This window comes from Pantoea sp. nfd-35 (genome assembly GCF_056892255.1).
The window spans coordinates 440141-466027 of the sequence record NZ_CP122403.1; the positions used below are offsets into that span (position 1 = coordinate 440141).

39 protein-coding genes and 1 pseudogene are annotated in these 25887 nt (G+C 51.9%); 37 read left to right on the forward strand and 3 right to left on the reverse strand.

Annotated features, from left to right (window positions below):
• Positions 1-27: 27 nt before the first annotated feature.
• Entirely contained in the window at positions 28-1932 is a 1905-nt protein-coding gene (locus P9J57_RS02010) for an ABC transporter ATP-binding protein (protein WP_145032850.1), read from the reverse strand.
• Positions 1933-2043: 111 nt separating this feature from the next.
• Between P9J57_RS02010 and kefG the strand changes: the two genes are divergently transcribed.
• The 4 genes from kefG to slyD all read left to right on the forward strand — a co-directional run bounded on the left by kefG (position 2044) and on the right by slyD (position 5376).
• Positions 2044-2595 carry a glutathione-regulated potassium-efflux system ancillary protein KefG gene (gene kefG / locus P9J57_RS02015; protein ID WP_013027481.1) on the forward strand — a complete coding sequence of 184 codons (552 nt, stop codon included), beginning with the start codon at positions 2044-2046 and terminating at the stop codon, positions 2593-2595.
• Positions 2596-4401 carry a glutathione-regulated potassium-efflux system protein KefB gene (gene kefB, locus P9J57_RS02020; RefSeq protein WP_013027480.1) on the forward strand — a complete coding sequence of 602 codons (1806 nt, stop codon included), beginning with the start codon at positions 2596-2598 and terminating at the stop codon, positions 4399-4401.
• Between the two features lie 23 nt (positions 4402-4424).
• Positions 4425-4619 carry a YheV family putative zinc ribbon protein gene (locus P9J57_RS02025; RefSeq protein WP_006120567.1) on the forward strand — a complete coding sequence of 65 codons (195 nt, stop codon included), beginning with the start codon at positions 4425-4427 and terminating at the stop codon, positions 4617-4619.
• A 196-nt stretch (positions 4620-4815) separates the two neighbouring features.
• Positions 4816-5376, forward strand: a complete 561-nt coding sequence (gene slyD / locus P9J57_RS02030; RefSeq protein WP_014604868.1) for a peptidylprolyl isomerase — start codon at positions 4816-4818, stop codon at positions 5374-5376.
• Between the two features lie 84 nt (positions 5377-5460).
• Here slyD and P9J57_RS02035 read toward each other — a convergent pair whose 3' ends face one another.
• Positions 5461-5679, reverse strand: coding sequence for a protein SlyX (locus tag P9J57_RS02035; protein ID WP_013027478.1), 219 nt, complete (start codon positions 5677-5679; stop codon positions 5461-5463).
• A gap of 270 nt (positions 5680-5949) precedes the next feature.
• Between P9J57_RS02035 and fkpA the strand changes: the two genes are divergently transcribed.
• The 11 genes and pseudogenes from fkpA to bfr all read left to right on the forward strand — a co-directional run bounded on the left by fkpA (position 5950) and on the right by bfr (position 14194).
• Positions 5950-6786, forward strand: coding sequence for an FKBP-type peptidyl-prolyl cis-trans isomerase (gene fkpA, locus P9J57_RS02040; protein WP_024471368.1), 837 nt, complete (start codon positions 5950-5952; stop codon positions 6784-6786).
• A gap of 159 nt (positions 6787-6945) precedes the next feature.
• On the forward strand, positions 6946-7668 hold the full coding sequence (locus tag P9J57_RS02045; RefSeq protein ID WP_014604869.1) for a helix-turn-helix transcriptional regulator: 723 nt from the start codon (positions 6946-6948) through the stop codon (positions 7666-7668).
• Positions 7668-8054, forward strand: coding sequence for a sulfurtransferase complex subunit TusD (gene tusD, locus P9J57_RS02050; protein ID WP_013027475.1), 387 nt, complete (start codon positions 7668-7670; stop codon positions 8052-8054). The genes P9J57_RS02045 and tusD overlap by 1 nt, the downstream gene beginning before the upstream one ends.
• Positions 8054-8413 (forward strand): sulfurtransferase complex subunit TusC, encoded by a 360-nt coding sequence (gene tusC / locus P9J57_RS02055; RefSeq protein WP_015699398.1) that lies wholly within the window; start codon positions 8054-8056, stop codon positions 8411-8413. Before tusD ends, tusC begins: the two co-directional genes overlap by 1 nt.
• A gap of 9 nt (positions 8414-8422) precedes the next feature.
• Positions 8423-8710, forward strand: coding sequence for a sulfurtransferase complex subunit TusB (gene tusB / locus P9J57_RS02060; protein ID WP_013027473.1), 288 nt, complete (start codon positions 8423-8425; stop codon positions 8708-8710).
• Between the two features lie 128 nt (positions 8711-8838).
• A complete protein-coding gene (gene rpsL / locus P9J57_RS02065) occupies positions 8839-9213 on the forward strand; it encodes a 30S ribosomal protein S12 (RefSeq protein WP_006120575.1) in 375 nt (124 codons plus the stop codon).
• Between the two features lie 96 nt (positions 9214-9309).
• On the forward strand, positions 9310-9780 hold the full coding sequence (rpsG, locus tag P9J57_RS02070) for a 30S ribosomal protein S7 (protein WP_006120576.1): 471 nt from the start codon (positions 9310-9312) through the stop codon (positions 9778-9780).
• A 93-nt stretch (positions 9781-9873) separates the two neighbouring features.
• A complete protein-coding gene (gene fusA, locus P9J57_RS02075; protein ID WP_013027472.1) occupies positions 9874-11988 on the forward strand; it encodes an elongation factor G in 2115 nt (704 codons plus the stop codon).
• Positions 11989-12056: 68 nt separating this feature from the next.
• Positions 12057-13240, forward strand: a pseudogene (gene tuf, locus P9J57_RS02080) (elongation factor Tu).
• A gap of 179 nt (positions 13241-13419) precedes the next feature.
• The gene (gene bfd / locus P9J57_RS02085; protein WP_013027470.1) at positions 13420-13614 is read left to right on the forward strand and encodes a bacterioferritin-associated ferredoxin; all 195 of its coding nucleotides are present in this window, start codon (positions 13420-13422) and stop codon (positions 13612-13614) included.
• A gap of 106 nt (positions 13615-13720) precedes the next feature.
• On the forward strand, positions 13721-14194 hold the full coding sequence (bfr, locus tag P9J57_RS02090; protein ID WP_014604871.1) for a bacterioferritin: 474 nt from the start codon (positions 13721-13723) through the stop codon (positions 14192-14194).
• Here bfr and P9J57_RS02095 read toward each other — a convergent pair.
• A complete protein-coding gene (locus tag P9J57_RS02095) occupies positions 14181-14954 on the reverse strand; it encodes a prepilin peptidase (protein WP_028715863.1) in 774 nt (257 codons plus the stop codon). The genes bfr and P9J57_RS02095 overlap by 14 nt on opposite strands.
• A gap of 400 nt (positions 14955-15354) precedes the next feature.
• Between P9J57_RS02095 and rpsJ the strand changes: the two genes are divergently transcribed.
• From rpsJ to secY, 22 genes are all read left to right on the forward strand, one after another.
• Positions 15355-15666 carry a 30S ribosomal protein S10 gene (rpsJ, locus tag P9J57_RS02100; RefSeq protein WP_006120582.1) on the forward strand — a complete coding sequence of 104 codons (312 nt, stop codon included), beginning with the start codon at positions 15355-15357 and terminating at the stop codon, positions 15664-15666.
• A gap of 32 nt (positions 15667-15698) precedes the next feature.
• Entirely contained in the window at positions 15699-16328 is a 630-nt protein-coding gene (rplC, locus tag P9J57_RS02105) for a 50S ribosomal protein L3 (protein ID WP_013027467.1), read from the forward strand.
• Positions 16329-16338: 10 nt separating this feature from the next.
• Positions 16339-16944 carry a 50S ribosomal protein L4 gene (gene rplD, locus P9J57_RS02110; protein WP_006120584.1) on the forward strand — a complete coding sequence of 202 codons (606 nt, stop codon included), beginning with the start codon at positions 16339-16341 and terminating at the stop codon, positions 16942-16944.
• Positions 16941-17243: a 50S ribosomal protein L23 gene (rplW, locus tag P9J57_RS02115; RefSeq protein ID WP_006120585.1), complete on the forward strand. Its 303-nt coding sequence runs from the start codon at positions 16941-16943 to the stop codon at positions 17241-17243. Before rplD ends, rplW begins: the two co-directional genes overlap by 4 nt.
• A 17-nt stretch (positions 17244-17260) precedes the next feature.
• Entirely contained in the window at positions 17261-18082 is an 822-nt protein-coding gene (gene rplB / locus P9J57_RS02120; RefSeq protein ID WP_006120586.1) for a 50S ribosomal protein L2, read from the forward strand.
• Between the two features lie 16 nt (positions 18083-18098).
• The gene (gene rpsS / locus P9J57_RS02125) at positions 18099-18377 is read left to right on the forward strand and encodes a 30S ribosomal protein S19 (protein WP_001138115.1); all 279 of its coding nucleotides are present in this window, start codon (positions 18099-18101) and stop codon (positions 18375-18377) included.
• A 13-nt stretch (positions 18378-18390) separates the two neighbouring features.
• Positions 18391-18723, forward strand: coding sequence for a 50S ribosomal protein L22 (gene rplV, locus P9J57_RS02130; RefSeq protein ID WP_002919773.1), 333 nt, complete (start codon positions 18391-18393; stop codon positions 18721-18723).
• 17 nt (positions 18724-18740) lie between these two features.
• Positions 18741-19439 (forward strand): 30S ribosomal protein S3, encoded by a 699-nt coding sequence (gene rpsC / locus P9J57_RS02135; protein WP_006120587.1) that lies wholly within the window; start codon positions 18741-18743, stop codon positions 19437-19439.
• An 11-nt stretch (positions 19440-19450) separates the two neighbouring features.
• On the forward strand, positions 19451-19861 hold the full coding sequence (gene rplP / locus P9J57_RS02140) for a 50S ribosomal protein L16 (protein ID WP_002438716.1): 411 nt from the start codon (positions 19451-19453) through the stop codon (positions 19859-19861).
• Positions 19861-20052 carry a 50S ribosomal protein L29 gene (gene rpmC, locus P9J57_RS02145; RefSeq protein WP_006120588.1) on the forward strand — a complete coding sequence of 64 codons (192 nt, stop codon included), beginning with the start codon at positions 19861-19863 and terminating at the stop codon, positions 20050-20052. Before rplP ends, rpmC begins: the two co-directional genes overlap by 1 nt.
• A complete protein-coding gene (rpsQ, locus tag P9J57_RS02150) occupies positions 20052-20306 on the forward strand; it encodes a 30S ribosomal protein S17 (protein WP_006120589.1) in 255 nt (84 codons plus the stop codon). The genes rpmC and rpsQ overlap by 1 nt, the downstream gene beginning before the upstream one ends.
• A 168-nt stretch (positions 20307-20474) precedes the next feature.
• Positions 20475-20846 carry a 50S ribosomal protein L14 gene (gene rplN / locus P9J57_RS02155; RefSeq protein ID WP_006120590.1) on the forward strand — a complete coding sequence of 124 codons (372 nt, stop codon included), beginning with the start codon at positions 20475-20477 and terminating at the stop codon, positions 20844-20846.
• A 10-nt stretch (positions 20847-20856) separates the two neighbouring features.
• On the forward strand, positions 20857-21171 hold the full coding sequence (rplX, locus tag P9J57_RS02160; RefSeq protein WP_003850150.1) for a 50S ribosomal protein L24: 315 nt from the start codon (positions 20857-20859) through the stop codon (positions 21169-21171).
• A gap of 14 nt (positions 21172-21185) precedes the next feature.
• Complete coding sequence (rplE, locus tag P9J57_RS02165; protein ID WP_006120591.1) at positions 21186-21725, forward strand: 50S ribosomal protein L5; 540 nt, start codon at positions 21186-21188, stop codon at positions 21723-21725.
• 14 nt (positions 21726-21739) lie between these two features.
• Positions 21740-22045 carry a 30S ribosomal protein S14 gene (rpsN, locus tag P9J57_RS02170; RefSeq protein ID WP_006120592.1) on the forward strand — a complete coding sequence of 102 codons (306 nt, stop codon included), beginning with the start codon at positions 21740-21742 and terminating at the stop codon, positions 22043-22045.
• Positions 22046-22077: 32 nt separating this feature from the next.
• Positions 22078-22470, forward strand: coding sequence for a 30S ribosomal protein S8 (gene rpsH / locus P9J57_RS02175; RefSeq protein ID WP_013027465.1), 393 nt, complete (start codon positions 22078-22080; stop codon positions 22468-22470).
• Positions 22471-22483: 13 nt separating this feature from the next.
• A complete protein-coding gene (gene rplF / locus P9J57_RS02180) occupies positions 22484-23017 on the forward strand; it encodes a 50S ribosomal protein L6 (protein ID WP_013027464.1) in 534 nt (177 codons plus the stop codon).
• A gap of 9 nt (positions 23018-23026) precedes the next feature.
• Complete coding sequence (rplR, locus tag P9J57_RS02185; protein WP_013027463.1) at positions 23027-23380, forward strand: 50S ribosomal protein L18; 354 nt, start codon at positions 23027-23029, stop codon at positions 23378-23380.
• 14 nt (positions 23381-23394) lie between these two features.
• A complete protein-coding gene (gene rpsE, locus P9J57_RS02190; protein ID WP_006120595.1) occupies positions 23395-23895 on the forward strand; it encodes a 30S ribosomal protein S5 in 501 nt (166 codons plus the stop codon).
• Positions 23896-23900: 5 nt separating this feature from the next.
• Positions 23901-24080, forward strand: a complete 180-nt coding sequence (rpmD, locus tag P9J57_RS02195) for a 50S ribosomal protein L30 (RefSeq protein WP_013027462.1) — start codon at positions 23901-23903, stop codon at positions 24078-24080.
• A 3-nt stretch (positions 24081-24083) separates the two neighbouring features.
• Positions 24084-24518 (forward strand): 50S ribosomal protein L15, encoded by a 435-nt coding sequence (gene rplO, locus P9J57_RS02200; protein ID WP_009087579.1) that lies wholly within the window; start codon positions 24084-24086, stop codon positions 24516-24518.
• Positions 24519-24525: 7 nt separating this feature from the next.
• Complete coding sequence (gene secY, locus P9J57_RS02205) at positions 24526-25857, forward strand: preprotein translocase subunit SecY (protein ID WP_013027461.1); 1332 nt, start codon at positions 24526-24528, stop codon at positions 25855-25857.
• Positions 25858-25887: the final 30 nt, after the last annotated feature.

Below are 25887 nucleotides of genomic sequence, written 5' to 3' on the forward strand. Positions count from 1 at the left end.
CAAGAGCAAGAAACATCACCGCCTTTATCAGGCGGTGAGCATGGCTTCCAGTTTTTCCTGTGCATCCAGCCAGGCCATCTCCACCTCTTCCAGGGCCGATTTACTCTCGGCCTGTTTTTGTAGCGCGGCGCTGAGATCGGCCTTACGGCTTTGCTCATAGAGGGCGCTATCTGAGAGCAGGGCTTCGGCGTCGGCGAGCTGGCTTTGCCATTTTGCCATCTGCTTTTCCAGCTTCTCAATTTCTTTACGCAGCGGCTGGGTCTGCGTGCGCAGCTCCGCTTCACGGCGCTTCTGGTCCTTGCGCGCCTGAGCGCTGTTGCCGGAATCCTGCCTGGGTGCCGCATCCTGCTGAGACTGCTGTTTTTGCAGGTCGCTCAGCCACTGCTGATAGTCTTCCAGATCGCCGGGAAACACATCTACGCTGCCATCGTGAACCAGATAGAGATCGTCCGTGGTGGCACGTAACAGATGACGATCGTGCGAAACCACCACTAACGCGCCTTCGAAATCGATAAGCGCTTCGGTGAGTGCCTGGCGCATATCCAGATCCAGATGGTTGGTTGGCTCATCCAGCAGCAGCAGGTTAGGGCGCTGCCAGACAATCAGCGCCAGCACCAGGCGCGCCTTTTCTCCACCGGAGAAACGCGCTGTTATCTCTGTGACTTTATCACCCTGAAAACCAAAACCGCCGAGATAGTCACGTAACTGCTGCTCCAGCTCTTTCGGCGCGATACGGGACAGGTGCTGTAAAGGGGACTCGTCGGGGCGCAGGAACTCCAGCTGATGCTGGGCGAAGTAACCCAGCTTGATGCCTTTTGCCAGCCCAATCTCACCCTCTTTGGCACTGAGCTCACCGGCCAGCAGCTTAATCAGGGTCGATTTACCGGCGCCGTTGCGCCCCAGCAGGCCAATACGTGAGCCGGGCACCAGGTTAAGCTTAATGGCATCAAGAATGATGCGATCGCCATAGCCTGCGGTGACTTTTTCCATTTTCAGCAGCGGATTCGGCAGGCTCTCCGGTGCACGAAAGCTGAAGCTGAAGGGGTTATCCACGTGCGCTGGCGCAATCAGCTCCATGCGCTCCAGCATCTTAATGCGGCTTTGGGCCTGCTTCGCCTTGGTTGCCTGAGCACGGAAGCGATCAATATATTTCTGCAGATGCGCCACTTTTTCCTGCTGGCTCTGATATAACGCCTGCTGCTGGGCCAGTTTGGCGCCGCGCTGGCGTTCGAAGGAGCTGTAGTTCCCGGTGTACTCCATCATCGTCTGCTGCTCGATGTGGATAATTTTATCCACCACGGGATCGAGAAAATCGCGATCGTGCGAGATCAGGATCAGGGTACCTTCATAGCTTTTCAGCCAGCGCTCCAGCCAGATAACCGCATCCAGATCGAGGTGGTTGGTCGGTTCATCCAGCAGCAACAAATCTGAGCGGCACAGTAACGCCTGAGCCAGGTTTAGCCGCATGCGCCAGCCGCCCGAAAAGTCGCTTACCGGGCGCTGAAGCTGCTCCTGACTAAATCCCAGTCCATGCAGCAGGCTCGAGGCGCGTGACTGTATGGTCCAGGCCTGAATGGTATCGAGCTTTCCGTGTACCAAAGCAATGGCATTTCCGTCATTTCTGATGTTCGCCTCTGCCAGTTCTGCCTCAAGCTGGCGGTATTCACGATCGCCATCGATCACATAGTCAAGGGCGGCCTGGCTCAGGGCAGGGGTTTCCTGGTTAACCCAAGCAAGCGACCAGTTGCCGGGAAAGGTGAATGAGCCAGCATCGCTGCTGATCTCGCCTTTCAGCAACGACAGCAGCGTGGATTTTCCACAGCCGTTTTTACCCACCAGTCCGACTTTTTGGCCGGGATTGATGGTGGCGGTCGCGTTATCGAGCAGAACGCGAATACCGCGGCGAATTTGTAGGGCAGAGAAGACAATCATAAGCGCCGTATCGTCAGAATATGTTAATTTACCTGCAACATAATTGGGTTTTTGTTGCGTTGTGCATGGTAGCGGAAATCTGCACCAATGACGACGCTTTGGAGGGAAAGGATGTCGCAGCCACCTAAGATTTTGCTGCTTTTTGCTCATCCTGAAGCACAGGATTCAAAGGCAAATCGCATTTTGCTGGAGGCGGCAGAGAAAACAGAACATGTCACCGTTCACGATCTCTATGCTGCCTACCCGGATTTTTTTATTGATGTCTACCACGAGCAACAGCTGCTGCGTGAGCATGATGTGATTATTTTTCAACATCCGCTTTACACCTACAGCTGCCCGGCGCTGTTAAAAGAGTGGCTGGATCGCGTGCTGTCGCGCGGCTTTGCCAACGGCGTGGATGGTAATGCGCTCGAAGGCAAATACTGGCGCAGTATTGTGACCACCGGTGAGCCAGAGTCCGCCTTTCAGCGCCAGGGGCTAAATCGCTACGCCATGAATGACATTTTACGTCCCTTCGAGCTGACGGCGCAGATGTGCCGCATGCACTGGATGCCGCCGATGATTATTTACTGGGCTCGCCGTCAGGATCCCGATTTACTGAAAAACTATGCCCGCGCGTACAGCGACTGGCTGGCAGCACCGCTGCCAAATGGAGGGTTATAAATGGAAGGACAAACGCTACTGACCGCGGGGGTAATCTATCTCGTTGCGGCGGTGCTGATCGTACCGGTAGCGGCGCGTCTCGGTATTGGCGCGGTTTTAGGGTACTTGCTGGCCGGTATTGCTATCGGGCCATGGGGACTGGGGTTTATTAGCGACGTCGATGAGATTCTGCACTTTTCTGAGCTGGGCGTCGTGTTTCTGATGTTTATCATCGGGCTGGAGCTTAATCCGGCAAAGCTTTGGGCGCTGCGCCGTTCTATTTTTGGTATCGGCGCGGCGCAGGTGATTTTTTCAGCGGCCATTCTCGGCGTATTGCTGTGGCTGACCAAATTTGACTGGCGAGCGGCGGTTATTGGCGGCATTGGTCTGGCAATGTCATCCACGGCGATGGCGCTCCAGCTGATGCGCGACAAGGGAATGAATCGCAGTGAAGCCGGGCAGTTAGGCTTTTCAGTACTGCTGTTCCAGGATCTGGCCGTCATTCCAGCTCTGGCGTTGATTCCGCTGCTGGCAGGCAATGACAGCGGCAGTATCGACTGGATGAAAGTGGGCATGAAGGTGCTGGCCTTCGCTGGCATGTTAGTGGGTGGCCGTTATTTGCTGCGCCCCATTTTTCGTTATATCGCGGCATCGGGCGTACGCGAGGTGTTTACCGCTGCTTCACTGCTGCTGGTATTAGGATCGGCGCTGTTTATGGATGCGCTGGGATTGTCCATGGCGCTGGGGACATTTATCGCCGGCATTCTGTTGGCGGAAAGTGAATACCGGCATGAGCTGGAAGTGGCGATTGAGCCGTTTAAAGGTTTGCTGCTGGGGCTGTTTTTTATCTCAGTCGGCATGGCGCTGAATCTTGGCGTGCTCTATACCCATATTATCGCGATTTTGCTGGGCGTACTGGCGCTGGTGGCGGTAAAAATCCTGGTTTTATACGTACTGGCGCGTATTTATGGTCTGCGCAGCTCGGAGCGCCAGCAGTTTGCCGGTGTACTGAGTCAGGGCGGTGAGTTTGCCTTCGTCCTGTTTTCAGCCGCGTCATCCGCCAAACTGTTTTCGGGCGATCAACTTCCGCTTCTGCTGGTAACCGTGACCTTGTCCATGATGACGACGCCACTGCTGATGCAAGGCATTGACCGTCTGTTAGCGCGTCGTTTCAATGAAATCGACGAAGATGCTGAAAAGCCGTTCGTTGAAGACGATCAGCCGCAGGTTATTGTGGTGGGCTTTGGTCGTTTTGGTCAGGTCGTTGGCCGCTTGCTGATGGCGAACAATAAACGTATCACGGTACTGGAGCGCGATATCAGCGCGGTGAGCCTGATGCGTAAATATGGCTACAAGGTTTATTATGGCGATGCCACCGAGCTGGAGCTACTGCGTGCAGCCGGGGCGGCCAGTGCGCAATCCATTGTGATTACCTGCAGTAATCCGGAAGATGCCATGACGATTGTCCATCTCTGCCAGCAGCATTTTCCGCATCTGCACATCATGGCGCGTGCTCGCGGCCGCGTAGAAGCCCACGAGCTACTTCAGGCGGGCGTTACGCAGTTCTCGCGTGAAACCTTTTCCAGTGCGCTGGAACTGGGGCGTAAAACATTGATGTCGTTGGGTATGCATCCGCATCAGGCGCACCGCGCACAGCAGCATTTCCGTCGGCTGGATATGCGCATGTTACGGGAACTGATGCCCGCCCATTCCGACAATGCACAGATTTCTCGTGCGCGTGAAGCCCGTCGGGAACTTGAAGATATCTTCCAGCGTGAAATGCAGCATGAACGGCGTCAGATCCATGACTGGGACGACGATCAGTAATCAGAGAAGGCAGGTAGAGCATCATGCGTAAACGTTTTATTGCCGGTGCGGTTTGTCCGCACTGCCAGGAAAAAGACACGCTGGCCATGTGGCGTGAAAACAATGTCGATGTGGTTGAGTGTGTGAAGTGCGGCCATCAAATGCGCGAAGCGGATAAACAGGCACGCGATCAGGTTCGCAGCAATGAGCAGGTGATCGGAATTTTCCATCCCGAGTAGCGAAATGGCCCAGCTTTTTTTAAGCTTAACCACACAGCGGGATTGAATTCCGTTACAATTGACGCCATTAACGCTGTGGTCGCAAGAGAAAAAGATAACCTCTTGTACTCAGCCCCGAACCTTTCTGGTTGGTGTTATTGCACGCAAGAATAGACCAATGAGACGGGATCTTTGTTCTCAACGGTTAGGAGATATCATGAAAGTAGCAAAAGACCTGGTGGTAAGCCTGGCCTATCAGGTACGTACAGAAGACGGTGTGTTGGTTGACGAGTCACCGGTGAGTGCACCGTTAGACTATCTGCACGGTCATGGTTCCCTGATTTCTGGTCTGGAAAACGCGCTGGAAAACCACGTAGCGGGCGATAAGTTTGAGGTGCACATTCCTGCAAACGACGCTTACGGTCAGTACGATGACAACCTGGTACAGCGCGTACCAAAAGACGTTTTTATGGGCGTTGATGAATTACAGGTTGGTATGCGTTTCCTGGCAGAAACCGATCAGGGCCCAGTACCGGTTGAAATCACCGAAGTTGAAGACGAGCATGTTGTGGTTGACGGTAACCACATGCTGGCAGGTCAGAACCTGAACTTCAATGTTGAGGTGGTTGCGATTCGTGAAGCCACACCGGAAGAGCTGGCCCATGGCCACGTTCACGGTGCCGATGGTCATCATCACGATCATGACCACGATCACGATCACGGCCATGACCACGGTCAGGGTGGTTGCGGTACCGGTGGTTGCGGTTGCAGCCACTAAGTTCAAATCTGCATGTCAAGGCCACCTCCGGGTGGCCTTACTTTTTTCTGCCTGTCGCGGTGCGCGCGTCGATAACCGCCTGAATCAGTAATGAGGCGGTGGCGTTTCTTCAGAAGGATCGGCAATCATCGATGGCGCGCTGGCTTTGAACTTCTCAAGCAGCAGGCGCATATGTTCGCGCATCTTACTCATTTCAAGTTCATGCTGGACCACGGTATTGTTCAGTTGATCGATGGTCATCTCCTGAAAAGCCAGTTTACTTTCAAGCGTTTCAATACGTTGTTCCCACTCTGACTGTTGCATGACCTGTTCTCCTGTTAAGGTGCTACTCAGCGCGCAATTCTAATGGCTGACGTTGCAGAATTGCCCTATTTTTTATCTTTAATTTAGTGTTTAGCTTGAAAATGGCCCAGATGGCAGCATCTCTGGTGAAACTTCCTGATGCAAAAAAGGTCGGAAGTAGACCAGGATAATTACGCTGTGGGAGTGTTCGCCACTGCCACGTAAAGTTATAGTGTGGGCCCGCAGTCCGCAATGATTCCCGAGGTGTCAGGCTTCGGTTTTGGAGAAAGGATGAAATCACTGTTCAAAGTCACATTGTTAGCTACCACCATGGCCGTTGCGCTAAATGCTCCGCTGGCAATGGCCGCAGAAACTGCAGCGGCACCGGCTGCTGCTGATGCACCTCAGACTGCTCCCCAGGCTCCAAAAAACGCTGCCTTCAAAAACGAAGATCAGCAATCTGCATATGCATTAGGTGCATCGCTGGGCCGTTACATGGACAACTCTCTGAAAGAACAAGAGAAGCTGGGCATCAAACTGGACAAACAGCAGCTGATTGCCGGTGTTCAGGATGCATTCGGTGGCAAGAGCAAACTGTCTGACGAAGAAATCGAGCAAACACTGCAGGCGTTTGAAGTGCGTGTGAAAGGCGCGGCTTCAGCCAAGATGGAAAAAGACGCGAAAGAAAACGCTGAGAAAGGGGAAGCTTACAGCGCTAAGTTTGCCAAAGAGAGCGGCGTGAAGAAAACTGACAGTGGTCTGCTTTACAAAGTAGAGAAAGAAGGCACCGGCGATGCGCCGAAAGACAGCGATACCGTGGTCGTCAACTATAAAGGTACGCTGATTGACGGTACTGAGTTCGACAACTCTTACACGCGCGGTGAGCCTCTGTCATTCCGTCTTGATGGCGTGATCCCGGGCTGGACCGAAGGCCTGAAGCACGTTAAGAAAGGCGGTAAGATCAAGCTGGTCATTCCACCGAACCTTGCTTACGGTAAAAACGGCGTTCCGGGTATTCCGGCTAACTCCACCCTGGTGTTTGATGTTGAACTGCTTGATATCAAACCTGCTCCGAAAGCGGATGAAAAAACGCAGGCCCCTGCTGCTGACGCGAAGAAATCGCAGTAATCTGTCTACCGCCACCTTCGGGTGGCGGTTTCTGTTTATGACAAACCTCTGGCATAAGCCCGCGACATTTGCCAGACTATCGCCTGCATAACTATCCCAATATTGAGTCTGCCCGTAAGCCGCTGAGACAGGCTCCAGCCATGTAGGGTGATGTCTTCAATGTCTAATCCATTCAATCCCGGTGAACTGAGCGACTTCGATCTTCTGGAGCAGCATCCGTTCGAGCAAACTGATTACGATATTCTAAAGTCGTATGAGGCCGTCGTAGATGGCCTTGCCATGTTGATTGGCTCGCATTGCGAAATCGTCCTTCACTCACTGGAGGATCTGAACTGTTCGGCCGTGCGCATTGCTAACGGCGAGCACACAGGGCGTAAAGTGGGATCGCCCATTACGGATTTAGCACTGCGCATGCTGCACGATATGCAGGGTGCAGACAGCAATGTTTCCCGTGCCTACTTTACCCGCGCGAAAAGCGGTGTGCTGATGAAGTCAGTGACCATCGCGATTCGTAACCGACAGCAGCGGGTGATTGGGCTGCTGTGTATCAATATGAACCTTGATGTTCCGTTTTCGCAGATTATGTCGACATTTCTTCCCCCTGAGATGCATCAGGTTGACTCCAACGTCAACTTCGCCAGTTCGGTAGACGACCTGGTGATGCAAACGCTGGAATTTACTATTGAAGAGGTGAGCGCCGATCGCAACGTCTCTAATAATGCCAAAAATCGTCAGATCGTATTGAACCTGTATGAGAAAGGTATTTTTGACATCAAGGACGCGATTAATCAGGTGGCGGACCGCTTAAATATTTCTAAACACACCGTGTATCTGTACATCCGTCAGTTTAAAAATGGCGACTTTCAGGGGCAGGATCGCTAATGCGCTATGCGCTGTTAGTGACGGGACCGGCTTATGGCACGCAGCAGGCGACCAGCGCCTTGCTGTTTGCCAACGCGTTGCTGGCAGCCGGCCATCAACTGGAAAGCGTGTTCTTTTACCGCGAAGGGGTGCTGAATGCGAATCAGCTGACGGCACCGGCCAGTGATGAGTTTGATCTGGTAAGGGCATGGCAGACACTCAGTCAGACTCAGGGCGTCGCGCTGAATATCTGCGTTGCGGCGGCGTTACGCCGCGGCGTGACCGACCAGCAGGAAGCGTCACGGCTGGCGCTGCCCGGCGCTAATCTTCAACCCGGCTTTACGCTGGCGGGGTTAGGCGCGCTGGCGGAAGCTCTGCTGCGTTGCGAACGTATGGTGCAGTTTTAATGAATCGTGTTGCATTTGTTTTTACCCGTGCGCCGCATGGTAGCAGCGCGGGGCGTGAAGGACTGGATGCTGCGCTGGCCACCGGCGCGTTAAGCGACGATATTGGCCTGTTTTTTATCGGCGATGGCGTGCTCCAGCTCTGCAGCGGGCAACAGCCAGAAAGCATTCACGCCCGTCATTATGCCGCGACCTTTGGTGTGCTGGCGCTGTACGATATTGAGCAATGTTACCTGTGTCGGGACGCGTTACGGGATCGCGGTTTAGCGGAACGTGCGCCGCGCATGTTGGATGCTGAGATTTTAGATGCGCCGTTGCTGCGTCAAAAACTCGCGAGCTATGACCGTATTGTGACTTTTTAAGAGCGTGTAATGCTGCATACTTTATTTCATTCTCCGGCCTACAGTGATATCGATTCGCTGTCTTTGCTCCTCAGCCCGGACGACGACCTGTTATTGCTGCAGGACGGCGTGCTGGCTGCGATGCAGGGCAGTAAGGCGTTGGAAAAACTGAGCGCCAGTGGGGTAAACGTGTGGGCGTTGGAAGCGGACCTGAATGCACGCGGGCTGGGCGAGCAAATTTCCCCCATTGTGCAGCCAGTAGACTATACTTTCTTCGTTGCGTTAACGGTAAAACATCGACAACAAATGGCCTGGTAATTCGTTAACCCCCTGGTTATTTCTTGACACCCTTTTGACACAGCCCTAAAATTCTGCCTCCTCGTAATTCTACGAGGTGATTTATTACGTGTTTACGAAGCAAAAAGCTAAATCCCAGGAGCTATTTAATGGCAACAGTTAACCAGCTGGTTCGCAAACCACGCGTCCGCAAAGTTGCAAAGAGCAACGTGCCGGCGCTGGAAGCTTGCCCGCAGAAACGTGGTGTTTGTACTCGTGTGTACACCACCACTCCTAAAAAACCAAACTCAGCACTGCGTAAAGTTTGCCGTGTGCGTTTGACTAACGGTTTTGAAGTCACCTCCTACATCGGCGGTGAAGGTCATAACCTGCAGGAACACTCCGTGATCCTGATCCGTGGCGGTCGTGTTAAAGACCTGCCAGGTGTGCGTTACCACACCGTTCGTGGCGCGCTGGACTGCTCAGGTGTTAAAGACCGTAAGCAGTCACGCTCCAAGTACGGCGTGAAGAAGCCAAAGGCTTAATGGTTCTCCGTTAAGTAAGGCCAAACGTTTTAACTTAAATGTCAAACTAAACTCGTAGAGTTTTGGACAATCCTGAATTAACAACGGAGTATTTCCATGCCACGTCGTCGCGTCATTGGTCAGCGTAAAATTCTGCCGGATCCTAAGTTCGGATCAGAGCTGCTGGCTAAATTTGTAAACATCCTGATGGTAGATGGTAAAAAATCTACTGCCGAATCTATCGTCTATACCGCGCTTGAGACCCTGGCTCAACGTGCTGGTAAAGATGGCCTGGAAGCGTTCGAGGTTGCTCTCGAAAACGTACGTCCGACTGTCGAAGTTAAGTCACGTCGCGTTGGTGGTTCAACCTACCAGGTTCCAGTTGAAGTCCGTCCGGTTCGTCGTAATGCCCTGGCAATGCGTTGGATCGTAGAAGCTGCTCGTAAACGCGGTGATAAATCTATGGCTTTACGCCTGGCGAACGAACTTTCTGATGCTGCAGAAAACAAAGGTACTGCAGTGAAGAAACGTGAAGACGTTCACCGTATGGCTGAAGCCAACAAGGCGTTCGCTCACTACCGCTGGTAACAGCTGCGTAGGTGTTATTAACCCAGCGGGCGTCCCAGTGGCTTACCTGCTGGGCTTTATTAACTTAGAACGTCTAAGAATCAGAGGAATCAAATGGCTCGTAAAACACCCATTGAGCGCTACCGTAACATTGGTATCAGTGCGCACATCGACGCCGGTAAGACTACAACTACCGAACGTGTTCTGTTCTACACCGGTGTAAACCACAAAATCGGTGAAGTTCATGACGGCGCAGCAACCATGGACTGGATGGAGCAGGAGCAGGAACGTGGTATTACCATCACGTCAGCTGCGACCACCTGCTACTGGTCTGGTATGGCTAAGCAGTTTGAACCACACCACGTAAACATCATCGACACCCCGGGACACGTTGACTTCACCATCGAAGTTGAGCGTTCTATGCGTGTGCTTGATGGCGCAGTTATGGTTTACTGTGCAGTTGGTGGTGTTCAGCCACAGTCTGAAACCGTATGGCGCCAGGCTAACAAATATAAAGTTCCACGCATCGCGTTCGTTAACAAAATGGACCGCATGGGTGCTAACTTCCTGAAAGTTGTTGACCAGATGAAAGCGCGTCTGGGTGCAAACCCAGTCCCACTTCAGCTGGCTATCGGCGCAGAAGACAGCTTCACCGGTGTTGTTGACCTGGTGAAAATGAAAGCGATCAACTGGAACGATGAAGACCAGGGCGTGACCTTCGTTTACGAAGACATTCCAGCCAACATGCAGGAACTGGCTGAAGAATGGCGTGCGAAACTGGTTGAAGCCGCAGCTGAAGGTTCTGACGAGCTGATGGAGAAATTCTTCGGCGGTGAAGAGCTGACAGAAGAAGAGATCAAAACTTCTCTGCGTAAGCGCGTTCTGAAAAACGAAATCATCCTGGTGACCTGTGGTTCTGCATTTAAGAACAAAGGTGTTCAGGCGATGCTGGATGCGGTTGTTGAATACCTGCCAGCACCGACTGACGTTACCGCGATCAACGGTATCCTGGACGACGGTAAAGACACACCGGCTGAGCGTCATTCCGATGACAAAGAGCCGTTTGCTGCGCTGGCGTTTAAAATCGCTACCGACCCGTTTGTAGGTAACCTGACCTTCTTCCGCGTTTACTCTGGTGTGGTTAACACGGGTGATACCGTATTCAACCCGGTTAAGTCAAACCGTGAGCGTCTGGGCCGTATCGTTCAGATGCACGCCAACAAGCGTGAAGAAATCAAAGAAGTTCGTGCGGGCGATATCGCAGCAGCGATCGGCCTGAAGGACGTGACGACAGGTGACACCCTGTGTGACCCAGATAACGTCATCATCCTTGAGCGCATGGAATTCCCAGAGCCGGTAATTTCTATCGCCGTTGAGCCGAAAACCAAAGCTGACCAGGAAAAAATGGGTCTGGCTCTGGGTCGTCTGGCGAAAGAAGACCCGTCATTCCGCGTATGGACTGACGAAGAGTCTAACCAGACTATCATCGCTGGTATGGGTGAACTTCACCTCGATATCATCGTTGACCGTATGAAGCGTGAATTCAACGTTGAAGCGAACGTGGGTAAACCACAGGTTGCTTACCGTGAAGCCATTCGCTCTAAAGTCACCGGTATCGAAGGTAAACACGCCAAGCAGTCTGGTGGTCGTGGTCAGTACGGTCATGTTGTTATCGACATGTACCCACTGGAGCCGGGCGTTAACCCGAAAGGTTACGAATTTGTCAACGATATCAAAGGTGGTGTAATTCCTGGTGAATTCATCCCGGCCGTTGATAAAGGTATCCAGGAGCAGTTGAAATCAGGCCCACTGGCAGGTTATCCGGTTGTGGATCTGGGTGTTCGTCTGCACTTCGGTTCTTACCATGACGTTGACTCCTCTGAACTGGCGTTTAAACTGGCCGCGTCTATTGCCTTTAAAGATGGCTTTAAGAAAGCGCAGCCTGTTCTGCTTGAGCCTATCATGAAGGTTGAAGTTGAAACCCCAGAAGAGAACACCGGTGACGTAATCGGTGACCTTAGCCGTCGTCGTGGTATGCTCAAAGGGCAAGAATCTAACGCTACTGGCGTTCAGATCCACGCTGAAGTTCCGCTGTCTGAAATGTTCGGATATGCAACTCAGCTGCGCTCTCTGACCAAAGGTCGTGCTTCGTACTCCATGGAGTTCCTGAAGTATGACGACGCACCGAGCAACGTTGCGCAGGCCGTTATTGAAGCTCGTAGCAAATAAGCTACGGTTTAAATTTGAACTGATGCCTTCATCCAGAGTGATGAAGGCATAACGTAAGGAATATCGCCATGGCGAAAGAGCAATTTCAACGTAACAAACTGCACGTAAACGTGGGCACCATCGGTCACGTTGACCACGGTAAAACCACCCTGACTGCAGCGATCACCACCGTTCTGGCTAAAACCAACGGCGGCCAGGCACGTGCGTTCGATCAGATCGACAGCACCCCGGAAGAAAAAGCACGTGGTATCACCATCAACACGGCACACGTTGAGTATGAAACCCCGTCTCGCCACTATGCGCACGTTGACTGCCCAGGCCACGCCGACTATGTGAAAAACATGATCACCGGTGCTGCGCAGATGGACGGCGCGATCCTGGTTGTTGCTGCGACTGACGGCCCAATGCCGCAGACCCGTGAGCACATCCTGCTGGGTCGTCAGGTAGGCGTTCCTTACATCATCGTGTTCCTGAACAAGTGTGACATGGTTGATGACGAAGAGCTGCTGGAACTGGTTGAGATGGAAGTTCGTGACCTGCTGTCACAGTACGACTTCCCGGGCGACGATACACCAATCGTTCGCGGTTCAGCCCTGAAAGCGCTGGAAGGCAACCCAGAGTGGGAAGAGAAGATCGTTGAGCTGGCTGGTCACCTGGATAACTACATCCCGGATCCAGTACGTGCAATCGATATGCCATTCCTGCTGCCAATCGAAGACGTATTCTCAATCTCTGGCCGTGGTACTGTTGTAACCGGTCGTGTAGAGCGCGGTATCGTTAAAGTCGGCGACGAAGTTGAAATCGTTGGTATCAAAGATACCGCGAAATCAACCTGTACCGGTGTTGAAATGTTCCGCAAACTGCTGGACCAGGGTCAGGCAGGCGAAAACTGTGGTGTTCTGCTGCGCGGTATCAAGCGTGAAGACATCCAGCGTGGTCAGGTTCTGGCGAAGCCAGGCTCAATCAAGCCACACACACATTCGAGTCAGAAGTTTACGTTCTGTCTAAAGACGAAGGTGGCCGCCATACTCCGTTCTTCAAGGGCTACCGTCCACAGTTCTACTTCCGTACCACAGACGTGACCGGTTCAGTAGAGCTGCCAGAAGGCGTTGAAATGGTTATGCCAGGCGACAACATCAAAATGGTTGTTACCCTGATTCACCCAATCGCAATGGACGAAGGTCTGCGCTTCGCAATCCGCGAAGGTGGCCGTACCGTTGGCGCGGGTGTTGTTGCTAAAGTTATCGCTTAATTGTGATATCTGATGTGGCCGCGTAAGCGGTCACAGCAAGACAGAAGAGGGCACTTAGGTGCTCTCTTTTTTTTGGGCTTAAACAGGCTACCTGAACGTTTTCCCTACAAAGGGTAGGTTTGAAATAAAAACGATTCGCATTTACACTGTGTGCACGAAATAGACTGAGTGATGAAGAAATGTACGTCTGTCTGTGTAATGCCATTAGTGATAAGACCCTCCGTGAAGTCGTGCGCCGCTACCAGCCGAAATCTATTCAGCAGCTTCGCCAAATCGTACCCGTGGGTAAGCAATGCGGTAAGTGCATTCGTGTCGCCCGTGAAATCATGGATGAAGAGATGCAGCAGGTTCCGCAGTATAAAGAGATCGCCTGAGCGCTTTCTTTCCTGGGACATGATAATACCCACAGTTTTCATCGCGTTTTTTTGACTTCTTTTTAACCGCATCTACGCTCAAATAAACATGAGCGGAGGACGTGAAATGAAGGGCGATGCGAAAATCATAAGTCATCTCAATAAACTGTTAGGGAATGAACTGGTTGCGATTAATCAGTATTTTCTCCATGCGCGGATGTTCAAAAACTGGGGGCTGATGCGTCTTAATGACGTTGAGTACCACGAATCCATTGATGAAATGAAGCATGCGGACAAATACATTGAACGCATTCTGTTTCTTGAGGGCATTCCAAATCTGCAGGATCTGGGACGACTCAGGGTCGGAGAGGATGTGGAAGAGATGCTGCAGTCCGATCTTAACCTTGAACTTGAAGGCGCAAAAGATCTGCGCGAAGCGATCGCGTATGCCGACAAAATTCATGACTACGTCAGTCGGGATATGATGATCGAAATCCTTGCGGACGAAGAGCACCATATCGACTGGATCGAGACCGAACTCGATCTGATCAAAAAAATGGGCATTCAAAACTATCTTCAGGCGCAAATCAGAGACGAATGAGGCTTTGCAGGACGATCATTCCCCAGCCCGCGGCGGCCAGAAAAGGGCCAAAAGGAAGCGGGCTGTTCATATACAAGCGCTTGTGGATGATAGCCCTGACCGCAAAGGCAAGCAGGGCTGACACACTGGCTATCAAGGCAATCCACGGCAGAGCCTGCCAACCACACCATATGCCCAGTGCGGCAAAGAGTTTGATATCGCCGTTACCCAATCCCTCTTGATGCTTTATCTGACGATACAGCCAGGCCAGTAGCCAGAGTGAACCGTAACCTGCGACGGCACCACCGACTGCCGAGGTGACGGAGAGCGGCGCAGCGAAAAAGAAGCGCGACAGTCCCAGCCAGAGTAAAGCGCCCGTCAGCACATCCGGCAGCAGGAAGTGGCGCTGGTCAATAACCGCAAGTAACAGAAGCAGGCAGGACGCCACCAGAATAAATGCTGCGGTGAGGGGGCACGCGTTAAACACGATCACCAGCATCAGGCAAAGCAGGGCGCCCGTCAGCTCAAACAGCAGGGGCAGCACGCCGATAGCCTGGCGACAGGCACGACAGCGCCCCTGAAGACACAGCCAGCTGATTAAGGGGATTTTATCGCGCCACAGGATGGGGGCCCGGCACAGCATGCATCGCGAAGGTGGCGTCCACAGCGCGCGGAACCAGTCGGACGGTGACGCCGTGGGCGAGTAACGTTGGCAGGCCAGGGCAAGAGTGCTACCCAGAGCGGCGCCAAGCGCCGTGACAGTGAACAGGATGATAAGCACCGCATTGCCTCAAATGAACTGACATGTCGCCTCAGCCTGGCGGAAGGCCCATCTGACGTCGCGGGCAAGATGAGCAGAGTGGAGCGCCCCTCACAGAGAAATTGCGGCTTTACATCTCTTATTCATCATTTTGTGCGGGCTGTGCCAGCACATCAGTTTCCACTTTTCACCGGCAAATTCCTGACATGGGTTGCTTCCTGAGCAAATATACGTATAATGCGCGGGCCTACCGATATTGGTAGGCGCGATTCGAGCTGAATCGCAGACGGCAGAATGTTGGGCCGTCTGACAATACTCCCAACTGTGGAGTTATATGCTGAACGATTACACTCTCCCATCAATCGTAATGGGTTCGAGTAGTAATTTTTTTCGTCTATAAAATGTTTGGAGCCTTGGTCTCATGTCGAACCAAAGAATCCGTATCCGTCTTAAAGCGTTTGATCATCGTCTGATCGATCAATCAACCGCGGAAATCGTCGAGACTGCCAAGCGCACTGGTGCGCAGGTCCGTGGTCCGATCCCGCTGCCAACCCGCAAAGAGCGCTTTACCGTTCTGATCTCCCCGCACGTTAACAAAGACGCGCGTGATCAGTACGAAATTCGCACTCACAAGCGTCTGGTAGACATCGTTGAGCCAACTGAGAAAACCGTTGATGCTCTGATGCGTCTGGACCTGGCTGCCGGTGTTGACGTGCAGATCAGCCTGGGTTAATCAGGTCATCGAGCGATTGAGAGGTTGAAACAATGATTGGTTTAGTCGGTAAAAAAGTGGGTATGACCCGCATCTTCACTGAAGATGGCGTTTCTATCCCAGTAACCGTAATCGAAGTTGAAGCGAACCGCGTTACTCAGGTCAAAGGCCTGGAAAACGATGGTTACCAGGCAATTCAGGTTACCACCGGTGCTAAAAAAGCAAACCGTGTGACCAAACCTGAAGCTGGTCATTTTGCTAAAGCTGGCGTAGAAGCTGGCCGTGGCCTGTGGGAATTCCGCACCGTTGAAGGTGATGAGTATGCCGTAGGTCAGAGCATCAGCGTTGAAATTTTCGCTGACGTTAAAAAAGTAGACGTAACTGGCACCTCTAAAGGTAAAGGTTTCGCAGGTACCGTTAAGCGCTGGAACTTCCGTACCCAGGACGCTACCCATGGTAACTCCTTGTCTCACCGCGTTCCGGGTTCTATCGGTCAGAACCAGACTCCGGGCAAAGTGTTCAAAGGCAAGAAAATGGCAGGTCAGCTGGGTAATGAGCGCGTAACTGTTCAGAGCCTGGACGTAGTACGTGTTGACGCTGAGCGCAACCTGCTGCTGGTTAAAGGTGCAGTTCCCGGTGCTACCGGTAGCGACCTGATCGTTAAACCAGCTGTGAAGGCGTAAGGGGATAGCAATGGAATTAGTATTGAAAGACGCGCAGAGCGCGCTGACTGTTTCCGAAACTACCTTCGGTCGTGATTTCAACGAAGCGCTGGTTCACCAGGTTGTTGTTGCTTACGCATCAGGCGCCCGCCAGGGTACTCGCGCGCAGAAAACTCGCGCTGAAGTAACCGGTTCAGGCAAAAAGCCTTGGCGTCAGAAAGGCACCGGCCGTGCGCGTTCAGGTTCTGTAAAGAGCCCGATCTGGCGTTCAGGTGGCGTGACCTTTGCTGCGAAGCCACAAGACCACAGTCAAAAAGTTAATAAAAAGATGTACCGCGGCGCGCTGAAAAGCATCCTGTCCGAACTGGTACGTCAAGATCGTCTGATCGTCGTCGAGCAGTTCTCTGTTGAAGCACCGAAAACTAAGTTGCTGGCGCAGAAGCTGAAAGACATGGCGCTGGAAGACGTGCTGATCATCACCGGTGAACTGGATGAGAATCTGTTCCTGGCTGCGCGTAACCTGTACAAGGTTGACGTGCGTGATGCAGCGGGTATCGATCCAGTTAGCCTGATCGCCTTCGACAAAGTCGTTATGACTGCTGATGCAGTTAAGCAAGTTGAGGAGATGCTGGCATGATCCGTGAAGAACGTCTGCTGAAAGTACTGCGCGCGCCGCACGTATCTGAAAAGGCATCTAGCGCGATGGAAAAAACCAACACCATCGTACTCAAAGTAGCTAAAGACGCGACTAAAGCAGAGATCGTTGCTGCTGTTGAGAAGCTGTTCGAAGTAGAAGTTAAAGACGTAAACACCCTGGTTGTTAAAGGTAAGGTTAAGCGTCACGGACAGCGTATCGGTCGTCGTAGCGACTGGAAAAAAGCTTACGTCACCCTGAAGGAAGGCCAGAATCTGGACTTCGTCGGCGGCGCTGAGTAAGTCGGAGGAGAAAGACAATGGCAGTTGTTAAATGTAAACCGACATCTCCGGGTCGTCGCCACGTCGTTAAAGTGGTGAACCCAGAGTTGCACAAGGGCAAGCCGTTTGCTCCATTGCTGGAAAAAAACAGCAAATCCGGTGGCCGCAACAACAACGGTCGCATCACTACCCGTCACATCGGTGGTGGTCATAAGCAGGCTTACCGTCTGGTTGATTTCAAACGCAACAAAGATGGTATCCCGGCAACCGTTGAACGTCTTGAGTACGATCCGAACCGCTCTGCGAACATCGCACTGGTTCTGTACAAAGACGGCGAACGCCGTTACATCCTGGCCCCTAAAGGCCTGAAAGCCGGCGACCAGATTCAGTCTGGCGTTGATGCTGCGATCAAAGCAGGTAACACACTGCCGATGCGTAACATCCCGGTGGGTTCTACCGTTCACAACGTAGAAATGAAACCAGGCAAAGGCGGTCAGATTGCTCGCTCAGCCGGTGCTTACGTGCAGATCGTTGCGCGTGAAGGTTCCTACGTTACCCTGCGTCTGCGTTCAGGTGAAATGCGTAAAGTCGAAGCTGACTGCCGCGCAACACTGGGCGAAGTCGGTAACGCTGAGCATATGCTGCGCGTTCTGGGTAAAGCCGGTGCAACCCGTTGGCGTGGTGTTCGTCCGACCGTTCGTGGTACCGCGATGAACCCAGTAGATCACCCGCACGGTGGTGGTGAAGGTCGTAACTTTGGTAAGCACCCGGTAACCCCGTGGGGCGTTCAGACCAAAGGTAAGAAGACCCGTAGCAACAAGCGTACCGATAAGTTTATCGTACGTCGCCGTAGCAAATAATATTAGAGGATAAGCCATGCCACGTTCTCTCAAGAAAGGTCCTTTTATTGACCTGCACTTGCTGAAGAAGGTAGAGAAAGCGGTGGAAAGCGGTGACAAGAAGCCTTTGCGCACTTGGTCCCGTCGTTCAACGATCTTTCCTAACATGATCGGTTTGACCATCGCTGTCCATAATGGTCGTCAGCACGTTCCTGTCTTTGTTTCCGACGAAATGGTTGGTCACAAACTGGGTGAATTCGCGCCGACACGTACTTATCGCGGTCACGCGGCTGATAAAAAAGCCAAGAAGAAATAAGTAGGAGGAAGAGATGGAAACTTTAGCTCAACATCGCCACGCTCGTTCTTCTGCTCAGAAGGTTCGCCTTGTTGCTGACCTGATCCGCGGTAAGAAAGTGTCGCAGGCACTGGACATTTTGACCTACACCAACAAGAAAGCGGCTGTACTGGTCAAGAAAGTTCTGGAATCTGCCATTGCTAACGCTGAACACAACGATGGCGCTGATATCGACGATCTGAAAGTCGCGAAAATTTTCGTCGACGAAGGCCCAAGCATGAAGCGCATTATGCCGCGTGCAAAAGGTCGTGCAGATCGCATCCTGAAGCGCACCAGCCACATTACTGTGGTTGTGTCCGATCGCTGAGACTCTGGAGACTAGCAATGGGTCAGAAAGTACATCCTAATGGTATTCGCCTGGGTATTGTAAAACCATGGAACTCTACCTGGTTTGCGAACACCAAAGAATTCGCTGACAACCTGGACAGCGACTTTAAAGTACGTCAGTACCTGACTAAGGAACTGGCTAAGGCGTCTGTATCTCGTATCGTTATCGAGCGTCCGGCTAAGAGCATCCGTGTGACCATTCACACCGCTCGTCCTGGCATCGTGATCGGTAAGAAAGGTGAAGACGTAGAAAAACTGCGCACGGTCGTGGCGAAAATCGCTGGCGTACCTGCACAGATCAATATCGCCGAAGTCCGTAAACCGGAACTGGACGCTAAACTGGTTGCTGACAGCATCACTTCACAGCTGGAGCGTCGCGTGATGTTCCGTCGTGCTATGAAGCGTGCGGTTCAGAACGCCATGCGTCTGGGCGCGAAGGGTATTAAAGTTGAAGTTAGCGGCCGTCTGGGCGGCGCCGAGATCGCACGTACCGAATGGTATCGTGAAGGTCGCGTGCCGTTGCACACTCTGCGTGCTGACATTGACTACAACACCTCTGAAGCGCACACCACTTATGGTGTAATCGGCGTTAAGGTATGGATCTTCAAAGGCGAGATCCTGGGTGGTATGGCTGCTGTTGAACAACCGGAACCGGCTGCTCAACCTAAAAAGCAGCAGCGTAAAGGCCGTAAGTAAGGAGAGTCGCTATGTTACAACCAAAGCGTACAAAATTCCGTAAAGTGCACAAAGGCCGCAACCGTGGTCTGGCGCAGGGTACGGATGTTAGCTTCGGGACTTTCGGTCTGAAAGCTGTTGGCCGTGGTCGTCTGACTGCCCGTCAGATCGAAGCAGCACGTCGTGCTATGACCCGTGCAGTTAAGCGTCAAGGTAAGATCTGGATCCGTGTATTCCCGGACAAACCGATCACCGAGAAGCCGCTGGAAGTGCGTATGGGTAAAGGTAAGGGTAACGTCGAGTATTGGGTTGCCCTGATCCAGCCTGGTAAAGTCCTGTATGAAATGGACGGCGTACCAGAAGAGCTGGCCCGTGAAGCATTCAAGCTGGCAGCAGCAAAACTGCCTATCAAAACCACCTTTGTAACTAAGACGGTGATGTAATGAAAGCAACAGAGCTGCGTGAAAAAAGCGTTGAAGAGCTGAACACTGAGCTGCTTAATCTGCTGCGTGAGCAATTTAACCTGCGCATGCAGGCAGCATCTGGCCAACTGCAGCAGTCTCATCTGCTGAAGCAGGTTCGCCGTGATGTTGCGCGCGTTAAGACTTTACTGACTGAGAAGGCGGGTTCGTAATGACCGATAAAATCCGTACTCTGCAGGGTCGTGTCGTTAGTGACAAAATGCAGAAATCTGCAGTTGTTGCTATCGAGCGTTTCGTGAAGCATCCAATCTATGGAAAATTCATTAAGCGTACGACTAAGCTGCACATCCATGACGAGAACAACGAATGTGGAATCGGTGACGTGGTAGAAATCCGCGAATGCCGTCCACTGTCCAAGACTAAGTCCTGGACTCTGGTTCGCGTTGTAGAGAAAGCAATTCTGTAATAGAATCTGCCCTCTTTAAAAATCGAATGAACGGCTCGCAAGAGCCGTTCATTTTTTCTACCCATCTGCGAGAACCGGTGTTATAATGCCGCGCCCTCAATTATGGGGCTTTCAATCGACCTGAGGTCTAGGTCCCGAAGTAGTAGTTGACATTAGCGGAGCACTGAAATGATCCAAGAACAGACTATGCTGAACGTCGCCGACAACTCCGGTGCACGTCGCGTAATGTGTATCAAGGTTCTGGGTGGCTCGCACCGTCGCTACGCAGGCGTCGGCGACATCATTAAAGTTACCATCAAGGAAGCAATTCCACGTGGTAAAGTTAAAAAAGGTGATGTCCTGAAGGCGGTAGTGGTGCGCACCAGGAAGGGTGTTCGTCGCCCGGACGGTTCTGTCATTCGCTTCGATGGTAATGCATGCGTTATTTTAAACAATAACAGTGAGCAGCCTATCGGTACGCGTATTTTTGGGCCGGTAACTCGTGAACTTCGTACTGAAAAGTTCATGAAAATTATCTCTCTGGCACCAGAAGTACTCTAAGGAGCGAACAATGGCAGCTAAAATCCGTCGTAACGACGAAGTTATCGTGTTAACCGGTAAAGATAAAGGTAAGCGCGGTAAAGTTAAGAACGTCCTGTCTTCTGGCAAGGTCATCGTTGAAGGTATCAACCTGGTTAAGAAACATCAGAAGCCTGTTCCGGCTCTGAACCAACCAGGCGGCATCGTTGAAAAAGAAGCTGCTATTCAGGTTTCTAACGTTGCTCTCTTCAATGCGGCAACCGGTAAGGCTGACCGTGTAGGCTTTAGATTCGAAGACGGCAAAAAAGTCCGTTTCTTCAAGTCTAATAGCGAAACTATCAAGTAATTTGGAGTAGTACGATGGCGAAACTGCATGATTACTACAAAGACGAGGTAGTCCAGAAACTCATGAGTGAGTTCGGCTACAATTCTGTCATGCAAGTCCCTCGGGTCGAGAAGATCACCCTGAACATGGGTGTTGGTGAAGCGATCGCTGACAAGAAACTGCTGGATAACGCAGCAGCTGACCTGGCAGCAATCTCCGGTCAAAAACCGTTGATCACCAAAGCACGCAAATCAGTTGCAGGCTTCAAAATCCGTCAGGGCTATCCGATCGGCTGTAAAGTAACTCTGCGTGGCGAACGCATGTGGGAGTTCTTTGAGCGTCTGATCACCATTGCTGTACCGCGTATCCGTGACTTCCGTGGCTTGTCCGCTAAGTCATTCGATGGTCGTGGCAACTACAGCATGGGTGTACGTGAGCAGATCATCTTCCCAGAAATCGACTACGACAAAGTCGATCGCGTTCGTGGTTTGGATATTACCATTACCACTACTGCGAAATCTGATGATGAAGGCCGTGCTCTGCTGGCTGCCTTTGACTTCCCGTTCCGTAAGTAAGGTAGGGTTACTTAATGGCTAAGCAATCTATGAAAGCACGCGAAGTTAAGCGTGTGAAATTAGCAGACAAATTCTTCGCAAAACGCGCTGAACTGAAAGCGATCATTTCTGATGTGAACGCTTCCGACGAAGACCGTTGGGATGCCGTTCTCAAGCTGCAGAGTCTGCCGCGTGATTCCAGCCCTTCACGTCAGCGTAACCGCTGCCGTCAAACAGGTCGTCCGCACGGTTTCCTGCGGAAGTTTGGGTTGAGCCGTATCAAGGTCCGTGAAGCCGCAATGCGCGGTGAAATCCCGGGTCTGAAAAAGGCTAGCTGGTAATTGTCACCAATTGAATCACGGGAGTAACACAGATGAGCATGCAAGATCCGATCGCGGATATGCTGACCCGTATCCGTAACGGTCAGGCCGCGAACAAAGTTGCGGTCACCATGCCCTCCTCCAAGCTGAAATTGGCAATTGCCAACGTGCTGAAGGAAGAAGGCTTTATTGAAGATTTTAAAATCGAAGGCGACATCAAGCTGGAACTGGAACTGACTCTTAAGTATTTCCAGGGTAAAGCTGTTGTAGAAAGCATTCAGCGAGTAAGCCGTCCCGGCCTGCGCATCTATAAGAAAAAAGATGAGCTGCCAAAGGTAATGGCTGGTATGGGTATCGCTGTCATTTCTACATCGAAAGGTGTCATGACTGATCGTGCAGCGCGCCAGGCTGGTCTTGGTGGCGAAATTATCTGCTACGTAGCGTAATCGGAGGAATAAAATGTCTCGTGTTGCTAAAGCACCTGTCGTTATTCCTGCCGGCGTAGAGGTAAAACTCAACGGTCAGGTAATTTCGATTAAAGGTAAAAACGGCGAGCTGACTCGTACTATCAATGATGCTGTTGAAGTTAAGCATGCTGACAACGCTCTGACTTTCGCTCCGCGCGAAGGTTTCGTTGACGGCTGGGCGCAGGCGGGTACTTCTCGCGCGCTGCTGAACGCAATGGTTATCGGTGTTACCGAAGGCTTCACTAAGAAGCTGCAGCTGGTTGGTGTTGGTTATCGTGCTGCCGTAAAAGGCAACGTAGTTAACCTGTCTCTGGGCTTTTCTCATCCAGTTGATCACCAGCTGCCCGCGGGTATCACTGCAGAGTGTCCGACTCAGACTGAAATCGTGCTGAAAGGCGCTGATAAGCAGGTGATCGGCCAGGTTGCAGCTGACTTGCGCGCCTACCGTCGTCCTGAGCCTTATAAAGGCAAGGGTGTCCGTTACGCCGACGAAGTCGTGCGTACCAAAGAGGCTAAGAAGAAGTAAGGTAACACTATGGATAAGAAATCTGCTCGTATCCGTCGTGCGACCCGTGCACGTCGCAAGCTCAAAGAGCTGGGTGCTACTCGCCTGGTGGTACATCGTACCCCGCGTCACATTTACGCACAGGTAATCGCCCCGAACGGTTCCGAAGTTCTGGTTGCTGCTTCTACTGTAGAAAAAGCTATCACTGAACAACTGAAGTTTACCGGTAATAAAGAAGCCGCAGCTGCTGTAGGTAAAGCTATTGCAGAACGCGCAATCGAAAAAGGCATCACTGGTGTTTCTTTCGACCGTTCCGGTTTCCAATATCATGGTCGCGTCCAGGCACTGGCAGATGCTGCCCGTGAAGCTGGCCTTCAGTTCTAAGGTAGAGGTCTAAGATGGCACACATCGAGAAACAAGCTGGCGAACTGCAGGAAAAACTGATCGCGGTAAACCGTGTATCTAAAACTGTAAAAGGTGGTCGTATTTTCTCCTTCACCGCACTGACTGTAGTGGGTGATGGTAACGGCCGCGTTGGTTTTGGTTACGGTAAAGCGCGTGAAGTTCCAGCAGCGATCCAGAAAGCGATGGAGAAAGCCCGTCGCAATATGGTTAATGTCGCGCTGATCAACGGCACCCTGCAGCACCCTGTTAAAGGTGCGCACACTGGGTCCCGTGTGTTCATGCAGCCGGCTTCAGAAGGTACCGGTATCATCGCCGGTGGTGCAATGCGCGCCGTTCTGGAAGTCGCTGGAGTACATAACGTTCTGGCAAAAGCCTATGGTTCCACCAACCCGATTAACGTGGTTCGTGCAACTATTGACGGTCTGGGCAATATGAAGTCTCCGGAAATGGTCGCTGCTAAGCGTGGTAAATCCGTTGAAGAAATTCTGGGGTAATCACGATGGCTAACACTATTAAAATCACCCAAACCCGTAGTTCAATCGGCCGCTTGCCTAAGCATAAAGCCACTCTGGTTGGCCTGGGTCTGCGTCGTATTGGTCATACCGTAGAGCGTGAAGATACGCCAGCTGTACGCGGTATGGTCAACGCGGTTTCCTACATGGTTAAAGTGGAGGAGTAAGAGATGCGTTTAAATACTCTGTCTCCGGCCGAAGGGTCTAAGCACGCTACCAAGCGTCTGGGTCGTGGTATCGGTTCTGGCCTCGGAAAAACCGGTGGTCGTGGTCACAAAGGTCAGAACTCTCGTTCTGGCGGTGGCGTACGTCGCGGTTTCGAAGGTGGTCAGATGCCTCTGTACCGTCGTCTGCCGAAGTTCGGTTTCACCTCTCGCAAAGCAATGATCACCACAGAGATTCGTCTGTCTGATCTGGCGAAAGTTGAAGGCGGTATCGTCGACCTGAACGCGCTGAAAGCAGCCAACATTGTCGGTGTTCAGATTGAATTCGTTAAAGTAATTCTTTCTGGTGAAGTTTCTGCACCGGTAACGGTTCGCGGCCTGCGTGTCACCAAAGGTGCTCGTGCTGCAATCGAAGCTGCTGGCGGTAAAATCGAGGAATAAGTAGCAGATGGCTAAACAACCGGGATTAGATTTTCAAAGTGCCAAAGGTGGCTTTGGTGAACTGAAACGCAGACTGCTGTTTGTAATCGGTGCACTGATTGTCTTCCGTATTGGCTCTTTTATTCCGATCCCTGGTATTGATGCCACTGTACTTGCCAAACTGCTTGAGCAACAGCGTGGCACCATCATTGAAATGTTTAACATGTTCTCTGGTGGTGCTCTCAGCCGTGCTTCTATCTTTGCTCTGGGTATCATGCCGTATATTTCGGCATCGATTATTATCCAGCTGTTAACGGTGGTTCATCCCGCGTTAGCTGAAATTAAGAAAGAAGGGGAGGCTGGCCGTCGTAAGATTAGCCAGTACACCCGTTACGGTACGTTGGTATTGGCCATATTCCAGTCAATCGGTATTGCTACCGGTTTACCGAATATGCCTGGTATGCAAGGCCTGGTAATGAATCCAGGCTTTGCATTCTATTTTACCGCTGTTGTGAGTCTGGTTACCGGGACAATGTTCCTGATGTGGCTGGGCGAACAGATAACTGAGCGTGGTATCGGTAACGGTATTTCAATCATTATCTTCGCAGGTATTGTTGCGGGTCTTCCGCCGGCCATTGGCCATACCATCGAGCAAGCGCGGCAAGGTGACCTGCACTTCCTTCTGTTGCTGTTGGTTGCAGTTCTCGTATTTGCAGTGACCTTCTTTGTTATTTTCGTTGAGCGTGGTCAACGCCGCATTGTGGTGAACTATGCCAAACGTCAACAAGGTCGCCGTGTATACGCTGCACAGAGCACACATTTACCGTTGAAAGTGAATATGGCAGGGGTTATCCCGGCAATCTTCGCTTCCAGCATTATTCTGTTCCCGGCAACGATTGCATCGTGGTTCGGGGGCGGTACCGGTTGGAACTGGCTGACAACAATTTCGATGTATTTGCAGCCAGGACAGCCGCTTTATGTGCTACTCTATGCGACTGCTATCATCTTCTTCTGTTTCTTCTACACGGCGTTGGTTTTCAACCCGCGTGAAACAGCAGATAACCTGAAGAAGTCTGGTGCATTCGTACCGGGAATTCGTCCGGGAGAGCAAACGGCGAAGTATATTGATAAAGTAATGACGCGGTTAACCTTAATCGGTGCCCTCTACATTACCTTTATCTGCCTTATCCCGGAGTTCATGCGTGATGCGATGAAAGTTCCTTTCTACTTTGGCGGTACATCACTGCTCATCGTAGTGGTCGTCATCATGGACTTTATGGCTCAAGTGCAAACTCTGATGATGTCAAGTCAGTACGAGTCTGCATTGAAGAAAGCTAACCTGAAGGGCTACGGCCGTTAATTCAGGTGGTTGAGAAGTTACGGAGAGTAA

Bases quoted from the DNA above. Each gene is read 5' to 3' on its own strand.
- slyD (WP_014604868.1), top strand. From the start codon at position 4,816: ATGAAAGTAGCAAAAGACCTGGTGGTAAGCCTGGCCTATCAGGTACGT.
- rplE (WP_006120591.1), top strand. From the start codon at position 21,186: ATGGCGAAACTGCATGATTACTACAAAGACGAGGTAGTCCAGAAACTC.
- rplC (WP_013027467.1), top strand. From the start codon at position 15,699: ATGATTGGTTTAGTCGGTAAAAAAGTGGGTATGACCCGCATCTTCACT.
- rplR (WP_013027463.1), top strand. From the start codon at position 23,027: ATGGATAAGAAATCTGCTCGTATCCGTCGTGCGACCCGTGCACGTCGC.
- tusC (WP_015699398.1), top strand. From the start codon at position 8,054: ATGAATCGTGTTGCATTTGTTTTTACCCGTGCGCCGCATGGTAGCAGC.
- tusD (WP_013027475.1), top strand. From the start codon at position 7,668: ATGCGCTATGCGCTGTTAGTGACGGGACCGGCTTATGGCACGCAGCAG.
- bfd (WP_013027470.1), top strand. From the start codon at position 13,420: ATGTACGTCTGTCTGTGTAATGCCATTAGTGATAAGACCCTCCGTGAA.
- fusA (WP_013027472.1), top strand. From the start codon at position 9,874: ATGGCTCGTAAAACACCCATTGAGCGCTACCGTAACATTGGTATCAGT.
- rpsS (WP_001138115.1), top strand. From the start codon at position 18,099: ATGCCACGTTCTCTCAAGAAAGGTCCTTTTATTGACCTGCACTTGCTG.
- P9J57_RS02035 (WP_013027478.1), bottom strand. From the start codon at position 5,679: ATGCAACAGTCAGAGTGGGAACAACGTATTGAAACGCTTGAAAGTAAA.
- bfr (WP_014604871.1), top strand. From the start codon at position 13,721: ATGAAGGGCGATGCGAAAATCATAAGTCATCTCAATAAACTGTTAGGG.
- fkpA (WP_024471368.1), top strand. From the start codon at position 5,950: ATGAAATCACTGTTCAAAGTCACATTGTTAGCTACCACCATGGCCGTT.
- kefB (WP_013027480.1), top strand. From the start codon at position 2,596: ATGGAAGGACAAACGCTACTGACCGCGGGGGTAATCTATCTCGTTGCG.
- rpsH (WP_013027465.1), top strand. From the start codon at position 22,078: ATGAGCATGCAAGATCCGATCGCGGATATGCTGACCCGTATCCGTAAC.
- rpsJ (WP_006120582.1), top strand. From the start codon at position 15,355: ATGTCGAACCAAAGAATCCGTATCCGTCTTAAAGCGTTTGATCATCGT.
- rplW (WP_006120585.1), top strand. From the start codon at position 16,941: ATGATCCGTGAAGAACGTCTGCTGAAAGTACTGCGCGCGCCGCACGTA.
- P9J57_RS02010 (WP_145032850.1), bottom strand. From the start codon at position 1,932: ATGATTGTCTTCTCTGCCCTACAAATTCGCCGCGGTATTCGCGTTCTG.
- rplD (WP_006120584.1), top strand. From the start codon at position 16,339: ATGGAATTAGTATTGAAAGACGCGCAGAGCGCGCTGACTGTTTCCGAA.
- rpmC (WP_006120588.1), top strand. From the start codon at position 19,861: ATGAAAGCAACAGAGCTGCGTGAAAAAAGCGTTGAAGAGCTGAACACT.
- rpsQ (WP_006120589.1), top strand. From the start codon at position 20,052: ATGACCGATAAAATCCGTACTCTGCAGGGTCGTGTCGTTAGTGACAAA.
- P9J57_RS02045 (WP_014604869.1), top strand. From the start codon at position 6,946: ATGTCTAATCCATTCAATCCCGGTGAACTGAGCGACTTCGATCTTCTG.
- rpsE (WP_006120595.1), top strand. From the start codon at position 23,395: ATGGCACACATCGAGAAACAAGCTGGCGAACTGCAGGAAAAACTGATC.
- rpsL (WP_006120575.1), top strand. From the start codon at position 8,839: ATGGCAACAGTTAACCAGCTGGTTCGCAAACCACGCGTCCGCAAAGTT.
- rplF (WP_013027464.1), top strand. From the start codon at position 22,484: ATGTCTCGTGTTGCTAAAGCACCTGTCGTTATTCCTGCCGGCGTAGAG.
- rplX (WP_003850150.1), top strand. From the start codon at position 20,857: ATGGCAGCTAAAATCCGTCGTAACGACGAAGTTATCGTGTTAACCGGT.
- rpsN (WP_006120592.1), top strand. From the start codon at position 21,740: ATGGCTAAGCAATCTATGAAAGCACGCGAAGTTAAGCGTGTGAAATTA.
- rpsG (WP_006120576.1), top strand. From the start codon at position 9,310: ATGCCACGTCGTCGCGTCATTGGTCAGCGTAAAATTCTGCCGGATCCT.
- rplO (WP_009087579.1), top strand. From the start codon at position 24,084: ATGCGTTTAAATACTCTGTCTCCGGCCGAAGGGTCTAAGCACGCTACC.
- rpmD (WP_013027462.1), top strand. From the start codon at position 23,901: ATGGCTAACACTATTAAAATCACCCAAACCCGTAGTTCAATCGGCCGC.
- rplV (WP_002919773.1), top strand. From the start codon at position 18,391: ATGGAAACTTTAGCTCAACATCGCCACGCTCGTTCTTCTGCTCAGAAG.
- rpsC (WP_006120587.1), top strand. From the start codon at position 18,741: ATGGGTCAGAAAGTACATCCTAATGGTATTCGCCTGGGTATTGTAAAA.
- kefG (WP_013027481.1), top strand. From the start codon at position 2,044: ATGTCGCAGCCACCTAAGATTTTGCTGCTTTTTGCTCATCCTGAAGCA.
- secY (WP_013027461.1), top strand. From the start codon at position 24,526: ATGGCTAAACAACCGGGATTAGATTTTCAAAGTGCCAAAGGTGGCTTT.
- tusB (WP_013027473.1), top strand. From the start codon at position 8,423: ATGCTGCATACTTTATTTCATTCTCCGGCCTACAGTGATATCGATTCG.
- P9J57_RS02025 (WP_006120567.1), top strand. From the start codon at position 4,425: ATGCGTAAACGTTTTATTGCCGGTGCGGTTTGTCCGCACTGCCAGGAA.
- rplP (WP_002438716.1), top strand. From the start codon at position 19,451: ATGTTACAACCAAAGCGTACAAAATTCCGTAAAGTGCACAAAGGCCGC.
- rplN (WP_006120590.1), top strand. From the start codon at position 20,475: ATGATCCAAGAACAGACTATGCTGAACGTCGCCGACAACTCCGGTGCA.
- rplB (WP_006120586.1), top strand. From the start codon at position 17,261: ATGGCAGTTGTTAAATGTAAACCGACATCTCCGGGTCGTCGCCACGTC.